This window comes from Pseudomonas sp. P9_2, from assembly GCF_034008255.1.
GTDB lineage: Bacteria > Pseudomonadota > Gammaproteobacteria > Pseudomonadales > Pseudomonadaceae > Aquipseudomonas > Aquipseudomonas synxantha_A.
Genome location: NZ_CP125376.1, coordinates 3,271,678 through 3,287,016, shown reverse-complemented (window position 1 = coordinate 3,287,016; position 15,339 = coordinate 3,271,678). Strand labels below are relative to the sequence as shown.

Annotated in this window: 13 protein-coding genes; 6 read left to right on the top strand and 7 right to left on the bottom strand. The window is 59.6% G+C overall.

The window, feature by feature from the left end:
* Window positions 1-2: 2 nt before the first annotated feature.
* The 5 genes from QMK52_RS14720 to ppsA all read right to left on the bottom strand — a co-directional run bounded on the left by QMK52_RS14720 (window position 3) and on the right by ppsA (window position 5,538).
* Entirely contained in the window at window positions 3-248 is a 246-nt protein-coding gene (locus QMK52_RS14720; protein ID WP_005790375.1) for a hypothetical protein, read from the bottom strand.
* A gap of 86 nt (window positions 249-334) precedes the next feature.
* A complete protein-coding gene (locus tag QMK52_RS14715) occupies window positions 335-1,330 on the bottom strand; it encodes a zinc transporter ZntB (protein WP_005790378.1) in 996 nt (331 codons plus the stop codon).
* A gap of 15 nt (window positions 1,331-1,345) precedes the next feature.
* On the bottom strand, window positions 1,346-1,837 hold the full coding sequence (gene rraA, locus QMK52_RS14710; RefSeq protein WP_005790380.1) for a ribonuclease E activity regulator RraA: 492 nt from the start codon (window positions 1,835-1,837) through the stop codon (window positions 1,346-1,348).
* A gap of 229 nt (window positions 1,838-2,066) precedes the next feature.
* A complete protein-coding gene (locus tag QMK52_RS14705; protein ID WP_320403011.1) occupies window positions 2,067-3,056 on the bottom strand; it encodes an alpha/beta fold hydrolase in 990 nt (329 codons plus the stop codon).
* Window positions 3,057-3,162: 106 nt separating this feature from the next.
* Window positions 3,163-5,538 carry a phosphoenolpyruvate synthase gene (gene ppsA / locus QMK52_RS14700; RefSeq protein WP_005790384.1) on the bottom strand — a complete coding sequence of 792 codons (2,376 nt, stop codon included), beginning with the start codon at window positions 5,536-5,538 and terminating at the stop codon, window positions 3,163-3,165.
* Window positions 5,539-5,716: 178 nt separating this feature from the next.
* Here ppsA and QMK52_RS14695 point away from each other — a divergent pair, with 178 nt between their 5' ends.
* A complete protein-coding gene (locus tag QMK52_RS14695) occupies window positions 5,717-6,535 on the top strand; it encodes a pyruvate, water dikinase regulatory protein (RefSeq protein ID WP_003193298.1) in 819 nt (272 codons plus the stop codon).
* 104 nt (window positions 6,536-6,639) lie between these two features.
* On the opposite strand, the gene QMK52_RS14690 is transcribed toward QMK52_RS14695, so the two are convergent.
* On the bottom strand, window positions 6,640-8,064 hold the full coding sequence (locus tag QMK52_RS14690; RefSeq protein WP_005790387.1) for a PLP-dependent aminotransferase family protein: 1,425 nt from the start codon (window positions 8,062-8,064) through the stop codon (window positions 6,640-6,642).
* Between the two features lie 109 nt (window positions 8,065-8,173).
* Here QMK52_RS14690 and QMK52_RS14685 point away from each other — a divergent pair, with 109 nt between their 5' ends.
* From QMK52_RS14685 to QMK52_RS14665, 5 genes are read left to right on the top strand one after another with little or no spacing between them, the layout of a single operon-like run.
* Entirely contained in the window at window positions 8,174-9,118 is a 945-nt protein-coding gene (locus QMK52_RS14685; RefSeq protein ID WP_032803673.1) for a DMT family transporter, read from the top strand.
* Between the two features lie 23 nt (window positions 9,119-9,141).
* Window positions 9,142-11,004, top strand: coding sequence for a molybdopterin-synthase adenylyltransferase MoeB (gene moeB, locus QMK52_RS14680; RefSeq protein WP_194438934.1), 1,863 nt, complete (start codon window positions 9,142-9,144; stop codon window positions 11,002-11,004).
* A 16-nt stretch (window positions 11,005-11,020) separates the two neighbouring features.
* Window positions 11,021-11,935: a PLP-dependent cysteine synthase family protein gene (locus tag QMK52_RS14675; RefSeq protein WP_057701141.1), complete on the top strand. Its 915-nt coding sequence runs from the start codon at window positions 11,021-11,023 to the stop codon at window positions 11,933-11,935.
* 37 nt (window positions 11,936-11,972) lie between these two features.
* Window positions 11,973-12,965: a serine O-acetyltransferase gene (locus QMK52_RS14670; RefSeq protein WP_005790394.1), complete on the top strand. Its 993-nt coding sequence runs from the start codon at window positions 11,973-11,975 to the stop codon at window positions 12,963-12,965.
* Between the two features lie 2 nt (window positions 12,966-12,967).
* Window positions 12,968-13,708, top strand: coding sequence for an alanyl-tRNA editing protein (locus tag QMK52_RS14665; protein WP_005790395.1), 741 nt, complete (start codon window positions 12,968-12,970; stop codon window positions 13,706-13,708).
* A 72-nt stretch (window positions 13,709-13,780) separates the two neighbouring features.
* On the opposite strand, the gene prpD is transcribed toward QMK52_RS14665, so the two are convergent.
* Entirely contained in the window at window positions 13,781-15,265 is a 1,485-nt protein-coding gene (prpD, locus tag QMK52_RS14660) for a 2-methylcitrate dehydratase (RefSeq protein WP_005790397.1), read from the bottom strand.
* Window positions 15,266-15,339: the final 74 nt, after the last annotated feature.

Below are 15,339 nucleotides of genomic sequence, written 5' to 3'. Positions count from 1 at the left end.
ATTCAATCAGCCTTATCAGCAGTGCGAGCAAGAGGTTTACGGCGGGAAACCGGTGACACATGGGCCGAACCGTTGTTCAGGGCCATCATCAATGCCGGCAACCAACGCCCGAGCAGACCGAACAGATCACCCGCACCGACCTGACGGTTGGCGGTTTTCAATACGCGACCCAGGCAAGCATCGTCATCACGGTTGGATGGCGAAGCATTGAGCATGTCACGCAAAGACTGTTCGAACGGATCGTGCATAGAGACCTCTCGCAAGTGAATTAAAAGACGAGGGTAAAATTCATCGGGTCACATCGACCCTTTCCTACGTTCAGGTCATATTCAGCTCAAACCCATCGTAATCGTCGAAATAGCCACCATTGTCCCAGGGCCACCGAGACCATCAACAGGCACGCAATCATGAATCCGTAGGGGCTCTCGGAGAACGGAATGCCACCCACATTTATACCGAGCAAACCGGTGAGAAAACTCATCGGCAAGAAGATCCCGGTGATGATCCCGAAGCGATACATGGTGCGGTTCATGCGCAGGCTCAAGCGCCGGTCTTCGGCCTCAAGCACAAGCCCCACGCGCTCTCTGGCCAGTTCCAGCTCTTCCAGGTAACGGGTCAGACTGTTGTGCAACTCGTTCCAATAGTCAGCATCGTCATCGCAGAACCATGCCAATTTTATTCGCGTCAGCTGGGCAAAAATATCCCGCTGTGGTGCCAAAAACCGCTTGAGCCCGGCCGCGCGCCGACGGATCTGCAAAACGCTGCCGTGCTCCGGGGTATACCGTTCGTCGGCATCGAGTTTTTCTTCCTCGGAATCGACGATTTCTGACAACCCTGTCACCAGATCCTGCACTTTGTTGGTCAGGTACTGAGCCATATAAAGGATGAGTTCAGACGCCGTTTTGGGGCCTTTGCCGTCCGCCAGTTGCACCAATAGCTCATCGGTGGCGCGCAACGGGCGCAAACGCAGGGAGATCACACGATTGGCGGCGGCGAAGATACGCACCGAAACCATGTCCTCCGGTTCTGCCCCGGGGTTGAGATTGATCCCGCGCAGAAACAACAGCAATTCGGCGTCGGGCAACGGCAACAACCGTGGGCGGGTGTTCTCCTCCAGCAGCAGGTCGCAGGCAAATTCGCTCAGGCCACTGGATTTGCGCAGCCAGGTCTGGGTCTGGGGATGGCTGCGATCCCAATGCAGCCACAGGCTTTCCTGGGGTTGCAACTGCAGATCGTCGAGCTCAGTCCGGGCAATCGAACGCGCACCGCCTTTACCATCCAGCACCAGGGCATGCACCAGCCCCCATTGCGCGTTCTCTTCCTCGAACATCCAGACTCCTTGGGTTTATTCAGGCATTTTCAGCGGGCTGGGCGACACGATCACGCCGTTATTGTCGGCGTAGATGTACTCACCCGGACGGAACGTCACACCCGCGAATGTCACGACGACGTTCAGGTCACCGAGGCCCCGCTTGTCGGTTTTCATCGGGTGGGAGGCCAGGGCCTGCACACCCAAGTCGGTCTGGGCGAGAACATCCACATCCCGGACGCAACCATAGATCACCAACCCTTCCCAGCCATTTTTCGCAGCTTTATCGGCAATCAGATCGCCCAGCAACGCGCGGCGCAGTGAGCCTCCGCCGTCAACGACCATCACTTTGCCGGCGCCCGGCTGGTCAGCCTGTTCCTTTACCAGGGAATTATCTTCGAAGCATTTGATGGTGACGATCTCACCCCCAAAAGAATCTCGGCCACCGAAGTTGCTGAACATCGGCTCCACTACCTGCACCAGTTCCGGGTAGGCGTCACACAGGTCGGGGGTCACGTAATGGTTCATCGAGAAGCTCCTGTCGTCAAAGAAGAGATCGAACATCCACGGTGTACATCAGAAAAACGCGCCGCGACAGGCATTCTTTAAGTGCCTGCCAGTGGTGAGCCGCCATGATCGGACCCGCATCAGCGCAACGCAATACACGTTGCGCGACTGAATATGACCAGAAGCGCCCAGCGCGTCATATCTTAGCCGCAACCACTCAAGAGTGAAACGCCCTTGGTAGAGCGTTTGCTCAAACTGCTGCGGCTACTTGGGGCCGAGTCCCGAATAATGGTGTCAGTGGGTCGTTCAACCACCGTTCCACCAGTGGCCATACTTCGGCCTGCGCAGCTTTGCTGACCAGCATCTGCACATGCCCGAAGTCCTCGCTGAAACCCTGCTCGCGCCCCAGGCACAGATACTGGCGATGCTCGCTGCCGACCTGCTCGAAGAGTTTGCGACACGCCCAGTCCGGGTCTTGCCGATCGCCCGCCGCACTGACCGCGAGCAACGGCACATCGATCTGCGCCAAGCCTTTCCACCAGTCACATTCGGCATCGCCGAAGCGGCCGAACAGGCCATTCCAGCGCATCGCTTCGATCATCACTCCCGCCGGCTCATCCTCGGGGCCGCGCTTGAAGCGTGGGCCAGACACATGGGCAAGGCGCTTGAGGATCAACCGAGTACCCCACTCCAGCGGTGGAATTTTCAACGGCCAATGGGTGCGGCTGACCTGACAGCCAAACAATGCCACCGAAGCCACCTCAGGCGCCCCCAAGTGTTGCCCGCCCAGGGCCGCAGCCAAGGTCGTGGCACCGAGGGAGTGCCCGATCCAGTGCGGGACCTGCCCGCTTTGCTCACGCACAAAGGCACCCACGGCCGGCAAATCGTAGCGGGCGTAATCGGCGACGCGGTTTCTGGCGTATTCATGGTTGCGCTTGGACAGCCCATGGCCGCGCATTTCCGGGATCCACACATCAAAACCCCGGCGCGCCAGGTACGCGCCCAGGCCGATCCCCTTGGGCGAGTACCAGAAGCGCCGATTGGAAAAGCTGCCATGCAACAAAATAATCGGCGTGCCCCGGTTTTCCGGGACATCGGCCAGGCCCAAACGGGTAACCGCCAGCTCGACGGTGCCATCAGGGCTATTGCCGGGCTTGAGCCGGTAGACGTCTTCACTCAGGTCGCCACGACGTTCAGCGCTGATCAAGGCGACGGGAAACAGGTTGCTGCTGCTTTGCATAATGCTCTTGCACAAAAAAGGGCGGCGTCCGCAAGGAGTTCCCGCCCAGTACAGATAAGAATGCCGGTCACCCTCACGAGTGACCGGCACTTTTGACGTTGCGACTTTAAGCGGACGCTTGGCCTTCCGCCAGGAAGAACCAGGTTTCCAGCACAGAGTCCGGGTTCAGCGAGACGCTTTCGATGCCCTGCTCCATCAGCCATTTGGCCAGGTCAGGGTGGTCGGAAGGGCCTTGGCCGCAGATACCGATGTACTTGCCGGCCTTGTTACACGCCTGGATGGCATTGGCCAGCAGCTTTTTGACCGCAGGGTTACGCTCGTCGAACAGGTGAGCGATGATCCCGGAGTCGCGGTCCAGGCCCAGGGTCAGCTGGGTCAGGTCGTTGGAGCCGATGGAGAAACCGTCGAAGAACTCCAGGAATTCTTCGGCCAGGATGGCGTTGGACGGCAATTCGCACATCATGATCACGCGCAGGCCGTTCTCGCCACGGGTCAAGCCGTTTTCGGCCAGCAGGTCGACCACTTGGCTCGCTTCGCCCAGGGTGCGTACGAACGGCACCATGATCTCGACGTTGGTCAGGCCCATCTCGTTGCGCACGCGCTTGAGGGCACGGCACTCAAGCTCGAAGCAGTCGCGGAACGCTTCGCTGATGTAACGCGAGGCGCCACGGAAGCCCAGCATCGGGTTTTCTTCTTCCGGCTCGTAGAGCTTGCCGCCGATCAGGTTGGCGTACTCGTTGGACTTGAAGTCCGACAGGCGCACGATGACCTTTTTCGGGTAGAACGCCGCGGCCAGCGTACTGATGCCTTCCACCAGCTTCTCGACATAGAAGCCCACCGGGTCGTTGTAGCCGGCGATGCGCTTGTCGACGCTTTCCTTGATATCCAGCGGCAGGCCGTCATAGTTCAACAAGGCCTTGGGGTGCACGCCGATCATGCGATTGATGATGAACTCCAGGCGGGCCAGGCCCACCCCGGCGTTCGGCAACTGCGCGAAATCGAAGGCGCGGTCCGGGTTGCCGACGTTCATCATGATCTTGAACGGCAGGTCGGGCATGGCGTCGATGGAGTTTTGCTTGATGTCGAAGCCCAGCTCACCTTCGAAGATGAAACCGGTGTCGCCTTCGGCGCAGGACACGGTGACACCCTGGCCCTCCTTGAGCAGTTGGGTGGCGTTGCCGCAGCCGACTACCGCCGGGATCCCCAGTTCACGGGCGATGATCGCCGCGTGGCAAGTACGCCCGCCTCGGTTGGTGACAATGGCGCTGGCGCGCTTCATCACCGGCTCCCAGTCCGGGTCAGTCATGTCGGAAACCAGCACGTCGCCGGGCTGGACTTTGTCCATTTCCGACACGTCCTTGATGATCCGCACCTTGCCAGCACCGATGCGCTGGCCAATGGCACGGCCTTCCACCAGTACGGTGCCGGTTTCCTTGAGCAGGTAACGCTCCATGACATTGGCCGAAGTGCGGCTCTTCACGGTTTCCGGACGCGCTTGCACGATATATAGCTTGCCGTCGTCACCGTCCTTGGCCCACTCGATGTCCATCGGGCACTTGTAGTGCTTCTCGATGATCATCGCCTGTTTGGCCAGCTCGCTGACTTCTGCATCGGTCAGGCAGAAGCGCGCGCGCTCGGCCTTGTCGACGTCAACGGTTTTCACCGAGCGACCGGCCTTGGCCTCGTCGCCGTAGATCATCTTGATCGCCTTGCTGCCCAGGTTGCGGCGCAGGATGGCCGGGCGGCCGGCCTCAAGAGTATGTTTGTGCACGTAGAATTCGTCAGGGTTGACCGCGCCTTGTACGACGGTTTCGCCCAGGCCGTAGGCACCGGTAATGAATACCACATCACGGAAGCCCGACTCAGTGTCCAGGGTGAACATCACGCCGGCAGTGCCGGTTTCCGAACGCACCATGCGCTGCACACCGGCAGACAAGGCCACCAGCTTGTGGTCGAAGCCCTGGTGTACACGGTAGGAAATAGCGCGGTCGTTGAACAGCGAGGCGAATACTTCCTTGGCCGCGCGAATGACGTTTTCCACGCCACGGATATTCAGGAAGGTTTCCTGCTGACCGGCAAAGGAGGCGTCCGGCAAGTCTTCGGCGGTGGCCGAGGAGCGTACGGCGACGGCCATGTCCGGGTTGCCGGCGGACAGGGTGGCGAAGGCGGTGCGAATTTCTTCGTTGAGCTTCTCGGGGAACTCGGCTTCCATGATCCACTGACGGATCTGGGCGCCGGTCTTGGCCAGGGCGTTGACGTCGTCGACGTCCAGGGCATCCAGCGCGGCGTGGATCTGGGCGTTGAGGCCGCTCAGCTCGAGGAAGTCGCGGTAAGCCTGGGCCGTGGTGGCGAAACCACCGGGCACCGAGACACCAGCGCCTGCAAGATTACTGATCATCTCGCCGAGGGATGCGTTCTTGCCCCCCACATGCTCTACATCATGGACGCCGAGCTTATCGAGGGAAACTACGTACTCTACCAAGGTGATCTCTCCACTTTCTGTGTTGGAAAAGCTCAGGACGCGGGTTGCTCAGTAGGAGCTAACGCCAGCGCTTGTGGCCTGGACCTGGAAAATAAGTGAGAATGCGGCCCACTGCGGGACGGCAAAATCGCGCCTATCATATCCAAGATTCGCCATCAGCTTAAGGCCCAGGGCTCAAATGAAACGATCTGCTTTCTTTATTTCCGACGGCACCGGCATCACAGCCGAAACACTGGGCCAGAGCCTGCTTGCGCAGTTCGAAAACATTACCTTCGCCAAATTCACCCGGCCTTATATAGACAGCGTGGATAAAGCGCGGGCCATGGTACAACAAATCAATCTGGCGGCTGAGAAAGACGGTTTTCGCCCGATCATTTTCGACACCATCGTCAATCAAGACATTCGTGAGATTCTCGCAACGTCGAATGGTTTCATGATCGACATTTTCTCGACCTTCCTGGCGCCATTGGAACAGGAGTTGAGTGAGCATTCTTCATACTCTGTCGGAAAGTCCCACTCCATCGGGCATAACTCCAACTATATGGAGCGTATCGAGGCGGTGAACTTTGCCCTCGACAACGATGATGGCGCCCGCACCCACTACTACGACAAGGCCGACCTGATCCTGGTGGGCGTGTCGCGTTGCGGCAAGACCCCGACCTGTCTGTACATGGCCATGCAATTCGGTATCCGTGCGGCCAACTACCCGCTGACCGAAGACGATATGGAACACCTGACGCTGCCCGCCGCCCTACGCGCCCATTCGCACAAACTGTTCGGCCTGACCATCGACCCGGACCGCCTGACCGCCATCCGTAACGAACGCAAGCCCAACAGCCGCTACTCCAGCTATGCGCAGTGCGAGTTCGAGGTGCGTGAAGTGGAAAATCTGTTCCGTCGCGAGAATATTGCACACATCAATTCCACGCATTTTTCGGTGGAAGAGATTTCGGCGAAGATTCTGGTGGAGAAGGGTGTGGAGCGGCGCTTCAAGTGATCTCTGGCGCCTGATCTGACGCTATCGCAGGCAAGCCAGCTCCCGCAGTTGGAATGCGTTCCCCTGTGGGAGCTGGCTTGCCTGCGATGAACGGTAACGCGGATTTACAGATGAAACCGCCCGCCCCCCTGCCCCAGCGCCGTCGCCAGCGCATCAAACCCTTCGCGCAATAACTGATCATCGCCCGAGGTATTACAGATACTCGCCCGTATAAACTGCGGCACCGCGGTCTGCCCCACGGCAAACGCCTCTGCGGTGGCGATCAGGTAATTGTTCTGCCTGAGCTCTGCCTCGATTTCCGACGCACGCCATGGCTCTGGTACCTCGATCCAGAAATGCGGGCTGTTGAGGTGGGTGCGATACGCCAGCCCGGTCAATAAATCCTCGACCAAGGTCTTGCGGCGGCTGATTTCGTTGATTTGTTGGCGCAACAGATATTCCGCCGTGCCGTTTTCGATCCACTGGGTGGCCAGTTCCAGGGTCACAGGCGTCGCCATCCAGCAGGTCGAGCGCAACGCCGCGGAAATACGACTGACCAGCGCGGGCGGTGCATGGACGTAGCCTACCCGCAACCCTGCCGACACCGCTTTGCTCAGACTGCTGATCAAAATCGTACGCTCAGGCGCGAAATAGCTGAGGGGCGGCGGGCGATCTTCAACCAGCACGCCGTGGGCTTCGTCTTCGAGAATCAGCAGGTTGTGCTCACGACACACCTTGGCCAAGGCTTCGCGACGCGCCACCGACAACACCGCCGTCGTGGGATTCTGAATAGTCGGCGTGCAGTACAACGCCGAAATCCGGTGATTACGACAGACCTCATCCAGCGCCGTGGGCAACACGCCCTCCTCATCCATTTCCAGGCCAATCAGGCGCACGCCCAACATGCGCGCAGCCGTAATCAGTCCAGGATAAGTCAGTTGCTCGGTGACTACCGTATCGCCAGCACGCAGCAGCGCCATCATCGCGCACAGCAAACCGTGCTGGCCGCCGTTGACGCAGATGACCTGCTCTGGAATCGGATGAAAATCGCGCTGCACCAGCCATTGCGCCCCGGCTTCACGGTAACGCGGCAAGCCGGCGTCGGGGGTATAGGCGCTGATGTCCTGCAGGAACTTGGCGTTGGTCGACAGCGTTTGGAAGCTCTGGGCAAGAAACACCGTTTCCTGCCCCGGAATATGCATGTTGCGACTCATGTCGAAGTACTGGCGCGGCTCCTCGCTGAAATTGCGAAAGCCTTCATCACGCTGACGCTCCATCCCACGCTTGCGCACGAAGGTTCCGTCACCGACCCGCGCAACCACCAAGCCCAGGCGCTCCAGCTCACCGTAGGCCCGGCTGATGGTGCCAATGGTCACCCCCAGGTTGTCGGACAGCACCCGATGGGGCGGCAGTTTTCGTCCCGGTTCAATCAAGCCTTCGAGGATGCCCCGCTCCATCACATCAGACAGGCGCTTGTACTTCACGCCCTGCCCATTGGACAGGCCCTCACGCATAATTGACACCATGTCAATATTTGTTTTGACAGCCATCTTTCGCCCTAATAGTGTGCTTTTACGGGTTCAATCGCCGATAAACATAACTCATTACAAGTTCAATATAGAGTTCAATTCCGGCTCAGGGAAGCAATAAAAGATGCCAATGTCCGCCGTTCTCGAAAACACTGCAAAAACAAAAACTCAAAAACAGTGGCTCGCCGGGCTGGTGACCAGCGTGATGTTTCTGATCGTGTGCCTGAGTTGGGGCACTACATGGCTGGGCATCAAGATCGCCGTAGAGAGCGTGCCGCCGCTGACATCCGCCGGGCTGCGCTTTCTGATCGCGTTTCCGCTGTTCCTGTGTTTTGCCATGGTGCGTCGCGAGCCGATCCTGTTCCCACGGGAAAGCCGCTGGTTCTTTGTGTTTGTGACCCTGTCGTACTTCAGCGTTCCCTACTACCTGCTCAACTATGGCGAGATGCACGTGTCATCCGGCCTGACGGCCCTGCTGTTCAGCTGCATGCCGGTATTCATCCTGATCTTTTCGGCGCTGTTCCTGCGTGAGCGCATCTACTTCTCCCAGGTCGTTGGCATCGGTATCGGGTTTGGCAGCCTCTACATGATCATCAAGAGCCAGGGCCTGCACCTGGACCACGCCGAGTTCTTCGGGGTGTTGGCGATACTGAGCGCCGCGATCATGCACGCCTTGTGCTACGTGATTACCAAGCAGAAAGGCAGCGCCATCAGCGTGATTACCTACAACACCCTGCCCATCGGCATCGCCGGGCTGATGTTGTTTGTCGCCGGCCTGTGGTTTGAAACGCCAGCCTTCAATGACATCACCCTGCGCTCCTGGACTGCACTGTTCTACCTCGGGCTGGTGGCCTCGGTAGGCGGGTTTATTGTGTATTTCATGCTGCTCAAGCGTCTGAGCCCGATCATCCTGTCGTTCGTCTTCATCATCTTCCCGGTGTTCGCGGTGATCATCGGTGCCTGGTACGAAGGCGTGGAAATTTCCCGCGACCTTATGTTGTATTCGGCGATTCTGCTGGCCGGCTTTGCGATCACCAAGCTGCCGGTTGAAAAACTGCTGGCCAAGAAAAAATGACCCTCAACCAACGCGAGAGAAACATGGAAGTCCTCCGCCCCACCGCCCTGGAACAGATCTACGCCCACGCCAGCCGCAGCTACCCAGAAGAGTGCTGCGGCTTCGTCTTCGCCGACGGCAGTGTGTACCTGGGCAGCAATATTCAGAACGAGCTGCACCGCAAGAACCCCCAGATGTACCCCCGCAGCGCGGCCAACGGCTACACCTTCTCGGTGGCCGATACCCTGCTGCTGAACAAGGCGTTTCGCAGCGACAACCCGGTGGTGGTGATCTATCACTCCCACCCGGATGTCGGCGCCTATTTCAGTGATGAAGACCAGGACAAGGCGCTGTTCATGGGGGAGCCGATCTACCCCGTCAGCTATCTGGTGGTGGATGTTCGCCAGCGCCAGGTCCTGGGCTCAAAACTGTTTGCCTGGGATGGCAAGCATTTCGCACCTCAACCCTTCAACGACCTGCACACGGAGTTGTCCATGAACGCTGTCTCTTTCCCCGACATTCTGGTTCGCGTGGCCAAGCTGCCGGAATCGACCCTTGAGGGCGCCGGATCGACATTGCGCGAAGTCATTGAAAATCTCTGCACCAATCACCCCCAATTGCGTCAGCACCTGTTCCATGAAAAGAACAACCAGCTCAAGGAACACTTCCTGTTTACCGCCGAGGAGGCGCTGATCGAAGCCGATGAAGTCCTGCCGCCAAAATCCCGGATCGAAGTGTTGCTCGCCACCTCAGGCGGCATGGACATCGACACCCTGAGCAACGAAGAAGTGCAGCGCTACGTGCGCCACATCACCCTGCCCGGCGTCGGTCGCGAGGGCCAGTTGAACCTGAAGAAAGCCAAAGTTCTGGTCATCGGCACCGGGGGCCTGGGCTCGCCCATCAGCCTGTACCTGGCAGCGGCAGGCATCGGCACCCTGGGGCTGGTGGATTTTGACGTGGTGGAAAGCAGCAACCTGCAGCGCCAGATTGTCCATGGCAACAGCACCCTGGGAATGCCCAAGGTCGAGTCCGCCAAGCAACGCCTGCAGGACCTCAACCCTCATATCCGGATCAATGCGCACAACACCGCGCTTGACACCGACAACGCTCTGGAACTGGTAGGCGCCTATGACCTGGTGATCGACGGTACCGATAATTTCGATACCCGCTACCTGGTCAACGATGCTTGCGTACAGTTGGGCAAACCTTTGGTCTATGGCGCCATCTACCGTTTCGACGGGCAGATCAGCGTGCTCAACTACAAAGGCGGGCCGTGCTATCGCTGCCTGTTTCCCAAGGCCCCGCCCGCTGAACTGGCGCCCAATTGCAGCGCCGGCGGCGTGATCGGCGTGCTGCCCGGTGTGGTGGGCATGATCCAGGCTACCGAGGCGATCAAATTGCTGATCGGCATTGGCGAACCGTTATCCGGCCGCTTGATGCGCTTTGACGCGCTGGCGATGAAGTTCAGCGAGATCCGCTTCAAGCGCCGCGTCGACTGCCCCTGCTGCTCGGAGCTGCGCAGCAGCGAAAGCGCCGCCCCCACGGTATGTGCCGATACCGTACCGAGCCAACCGTCGCTGGCGGCAGAACGCTACATCAAGCCTCAGAACCTCAAGCAGGTGCTTGAGCACCCCAGCAGCGCCGATGTATTGCTGGACGTGCGCGACGCCAGCGAATTGGAAGTGTGCAAGCTGCCAGGCGTGCTGCACATTCCCCTGGCCGAACTGGATGGTCAACTCGACAACCTCAGCCGAGACAACACCCATTACCTGATCTGCTACGCGGGCACCCGCGCCGAACAGGCCGCCAGCACCCTGCTGGCAGCCGGGTTCGCGAACACCAAAGTCCTGCAGGGCGGCATGAAGCACTGGGTTCGCGACGTCGAACCCGACATGCCTCTGTACTGATCGTGGAGACTTGCTGATGCTGCATAACTCCATTCTCGACGTCATCGGCCAAACGCCTATCGTGCGCCTGGCCCAGTTTTCCGAAGACCTCGGCATCGAGGTCTACGCCAAGCTGGAATCCCTCAACCCCGGTGGCAGCCACAAGGCGCGCATCGCCCTGGGCATGATCCTCGATGCCGAGCGCCGTGGCGTGCTGATCCGTGACTCCGGGCAAACCATCATCGAACCCAGCGGTGGAAACACCGGCATTGGCCTGGTGATGGCCGGCAATGTCCTGGGCTATAAAGTAGTGCTGGTGATCCCTGACAACTACAGCCCCGAAAAGCAGAAATTGCTGCGCCTGTATGGTGCCAAAGTGGTGCTGTCAGACAGCCGCCTGGGCAACAACTCCCACGGCGAAAAGTGCATGGAACTGCAGTTGGAAAACCCCAACTTCGTGATGCTCAACCAGCAGCGCAATGGCGCCAACCCGCAGACCCACCGCGACACCACCGCGCCGGAGATCATCCGCGCCTTCGGTGACCAGCGGGTGGACTACTTCGTCAGCGGCATCGGCACCGGTGGCCATATCACCGGCATTGGCGAAACCCTCAAGGCCGCCTGGCCAGCGATCCGCGTGATGGGCGTGGAGCCGCAGGAATGCGACCTGCTCAAAGACCAGCACGCTGCGCACGCAATCCAGGGCCTGTCGATTGGCCTGATCCCGAGCATCCTCAACCTGGACGTGATCGACGGCATGCTCAAGGTGTCGCACTCGGCGTGCCTGGACATGATCAAACGCATCATGCGCACCGACGCCATCAGCCTGGGGCTGTCCTCCGCCGCCAACATGGTTGCCATCGCCCAACTCGCCCCCGAACTGCCGCCTGAAACGGTGGTGCTGACCATGGTCTACGACAATGCCGACAGCTACCTGCCCAGTTTCGAGTAACGGGTTTTTCAATCATCCAGAATGCGGGGGTGCCTCCATGGGGGGCTTTATCGACATGCAACTGCTGCACGATGAGTTGCTTACCCATCTCATCACGACCCTGACGCCCGGGCAGATGAAGCAGTTGGAACCACACCTGGCGCCACTGATCCAGAACGCCGCCCAAGCAGTGGCCGAGGACCTGATCGCCTACGCCTATCGCGACCCGGCATCGCGCGGGCGCGGTGAGTTGATCCTGGAATCCTATGCCTCGTTCAAGGCAGTGCTGTTCTACCGCCTTGCGCACCAGGTGTGGAATTTCCCCGACCCTGGCCATGGGATGTTTTCGCGCATGGCGCTCAAGCTCAGCAACCAGGGCAAGATTCTCTCCGGTGCCGAGATTCATCCGGCGGCGCGTATCGGCCGACGCTTTGTACTGGACCATGGCTACGGCACCGTCATCGGCGAAACCTGCGTGATCGGCAACGACTGCTACATCCTGTGCGGCGTGACCCTGGGAGCCCGCGGCATCGCCAACAATCCGGACGGCAAACGCCACCCGCGCCTGGGCAACAACGTCGAGGTGGGCGCCGGTGCCCGGGTGCTGGGCTACGTGTCGATCGGCGACAACGTATTTATCAGCCCCTCCTGCGTGATCACCCAGGACGTACCGGCAGGCACCAAGGTCAAGGTAGTCAACCAGATCCAGCTGCAAAAAAACGACGAATCGGACCGCAGCAATTACCTCGGTGCCTTTGCCCTGGATGAGCGCTTGCACGTCGTCGGTGAGGTGAGTGCCGGTCATAAGGTTACGGTGCTGGATGCCGACTTTCATCCGCTGCAAGGGTTAATGCTCGAACCCACGGTGAAAGAGCGCCACCACCTGCAATTTCGCCTGCACCGTGTCGATACCGGCGAACAACTGCCGCGCTTGCCGCTGAACCTGAAAGTCTGCGGGCCGGAATTTGAAATCACCCTGCTCTCTCCCCCTGGCTTGAGCGCGATGGTGCGCCATCTCTTGCAAGCCAGCCCACTGATCGTTGGAGGTTGAACATGTCCGTGCATACCATGGAAACCCTGGCGCTGTTCGACAGCGCGCCCTATCAGAACGCGTTCAGCGCCCGGGTTATTGCGGTCAGTGAACAGGGCATCGCCCTGGAGCACACGCTGTTCTACCCCACCGGCGGCGGGCAACCGGGCGATACCGGCCATTTCACCCTACCCGATGGCACGCGGGTCGAGGTGACAGGTACCGTGCGCGATCCGGTGTTGCGCTCGATCATCTGGCATCAGGTGGACCATTGCCCCGAGCAGTTGACGGCGGGCATCCAGGTAGACGCCGGCCTGGATTGGGAGCGGCGCTACCAGCACATGAAAATGCACACCTGCCTGCATTTGTTGTGCTCGCTCATTGACGCGCCCGTGACCGGTTGCAGCATCAGTGCGGATAAAGGCCGACTGGATTTCGACCTGCCGGAAATGACCCTGGACAAAGACGGTCTAACCCGTGACCTCAACGCCCTGATCGAGCAGGCCCACGCGGTGAAGACCCTGTCGATGCCCGCCACCGAATACGCGACCTTGCTACAGATCACCCGCACCCAGGCGGTTGCGCCACCGGTGGTGTCGGGCTCGGTACGGGTGATTGAGATCCCCGGGATCGACATCCAGCCATGCGGCGGCACCCATGTGCTCAACACCGAGGAGATCGGCCGGGTGTTCTGCGAGAAAATCGAAAAGAAGAGCAAGCACAACCGCAGGGTGATACTGCGGTTTGAACAAGCTTGCGCCTGACCCGATAGTTGCCCCAATGGAGGACAAATGTGAGAGGGGGCTTGCTCCCTCCCACATTGGCCGCGTTGTTTTTTAGATCACCAACAGATCCATGAAACGGTTCACAGCCGTCGCCTCAAGCCGTGCCTGATCCTTGCACAACGCAACAATCTCGGCGCTGCGCTGCGCAGTGAACCGCGTCGCCAGGTTGGCTTTGAACTTGTCTTCCAGCAATGGGATACCGTCCACCCGACGGCGGCGATGGCCAATCGGGTATTCCACCGCTACCTGCTCAGTGCAGGTGCCATCCATAAAGAACACCTGCACCGCATTGGCAATAGAACGCTTGTCCGCCTCCAGGTATTCGCGGCTATAACGTGGGTCTTCAACGATGACCATCTTGTCGCGCAGTTCATCAATGATCGGGTGGGCCGCGTGGAAATCATCTTCGTAGTGCTCGGCCACCAGATTGCCGAACACCAAGGGCACGGCCGTCATGTATTGCAGGCAGTGGTCGCGATCGGCAGCGTTGGCCAATTGGCCAACCTTGGAAATAATCCGAATCGCCGACTCATGGGTGGTGATCACGATACGTTCGATTTCATGCAGACGATGCTTGACCTGCGGGTGCAAGGTCACCGCCGCCTCGCAGGCGGTTTGCGCGTGGAATTCTGCCGGGAAACTGATCTTGAACAGCACGTTTTCCATCACGTAGGTGCCGTAGGCCTGAGGCAGGCTGAAGGCGCGCTTGTCTGTGGGCTTGAGCGCCAGGTCCTTATTGGTGTGGCTGAACAACACGTCGTAGAACCCCCACTGCGGCGCGCTCAACACACCGGGAATGCCCATTTCGCCACGCAGGGCGATATCCGCCAGGCGCACACCACGGCTCGATGCATCGCCTGCGGCCCAGGATTTGCGCGAGCCGGCATTCGGTGCATGGCGATAGGTGCGCAACGCCTGCCCATCAACGAAAGCGTGAGACAAGGCCGACAGCAGTTGTTCACGATTGGCGCCCATCAGCTTGGCGGTGACAGCGGTGGAGGCGACTTTGACCAGCAGCACGTGGTCAAGGCCGACGCGGTTGAAGGAGTTTTCCAGGGCGATCACTCCCTGGATTTCGTGGGCCATGATCATCGCTTCCAGCACCGCACGTACGGTGAGCGGCGCCTCGCCATTGGCCACGCGTTTTTGCGAAAGGTGATCGGCCACGGCGAGAATGCCGCCGAGGTTGTCCGAAGGGTGTCCCCATTCAGCGGCGAGCCAGGTGTCGTTGTAGTCGAGCCAACGCACGATGCAACCAATGTCCCAGGCAGCCTTGACCGGGTCGAGGCGAAACGAAGTGCCCGGCACGCGCGCGCCGAACGGCACCACGGTGCCCTCCACTATCGGCCCCAGGTGCTTGGTGCACTCGGGGAACCGCAGCGCCAGCAGGCCACAGCCAAGGGTGTCCATCAGGCAGTTGCGGGCAGTGTCCAATGCATCCCGGGAATCGATGCGGTAGTTGAGGACATAGTCGGCGATGTCCTGCAAAACCTGGTCGTAGCCGGGGCGGTTGTTCTGGTCGACGTTGGCGCTCATGGCAGTTCTCCTAAAAGTTGGGTTGTTCCATCCTCAGGGTCAGGGTTAATCGTTGCGCAGGTCTGATTGCCTGC

Excerpts from the sequence above, each read along its gene's own strand:
- QMK52_RS14720 (WP_005790375.1), bottom strand. The coding sequence starts at position 248 with ATGCACGATCCGTTCGAACAGTCTTTGCGTGACATGCTCAATGCTTCG.
- QMK52_RS14675 (WP_057701141.1), top strand. The coding sequence starts at position 11,021 with ATGCTGCATAACTCCATTCTCGACGTCATCGGCCAAACGCCTATCGTG.
- rraA (WP_005790380.1), bottom strand. The coding sequence starts at position 1,837 with ATGAACCATTACGTGACCCCCGACCTGTGTGACGCCTACCCGGAACTG.
- QMK52_RS14665 (WP_005790395.1), top strand. The coding sequence starts at position 12,968 with ATGTCCGTGCATACCATGGAAACCCTGGCGCTGTTCGACAGCGCGCCC.
- moeB (WP_194438934.1), top strand. The coding sequence starts at position 9,142 with ATGGAAGTCCTCCGCCCCACCGCCCTGGAACAGATCTACGCCCACGCC.
- QMK52_RS14715 (WP_005790378.1), bottom strand. The coding sequence starts at position 1,330 with ATGTTCGAGGAAGAGAACGCGCAATGGGGGCTGGTGCATGCCCTGGTG.
- QMK52_RS14705 (WP_320403011.1), bottom strand. The coding sequence starts at position 3,056 with ATGCAAAGCAGCAGCAACCTGTTTCCCGTCGCCTTGATCAGCGCTGAA.
- QMK52_RS14690 (WP_005790387.1), bottom strand. The coding sequence starts at position 8,064 with ATGGCTGTCAAAACAAATATTGACATGGTGTCAATTATGCGTGAGGGC.
- QMK52_RS14670 (WP_005790394.1), top strand. The coding sequence starts at position 11,973 with ATGGGGGGCTTTATCGACATGCAACTGCTGCACGATGAGTTGCTTACC.
- QMK52_RS14685 (WP_032803673.1), top strand. The coding sequence starts at position 8,174 with ATGTCCGCCGTTCTCGAAAACACTGCAAAAACAAAAACTCAAAAACAG.
- QMK52_RS14695 (WP_003193298.1), top strand. The coding sequence starts at position 5,717 with ATGAAACGATCTGCTTTCTTTATTTCCGACGGCACCGGCATCACAGCC.
- prpD (WP_005790397.1), bottom strand. The coding sequence starts at position 15,265 with ATGAGCGCCAACGTCGACCAGAACAACCGCCCCGGCTACGACCAGGTT.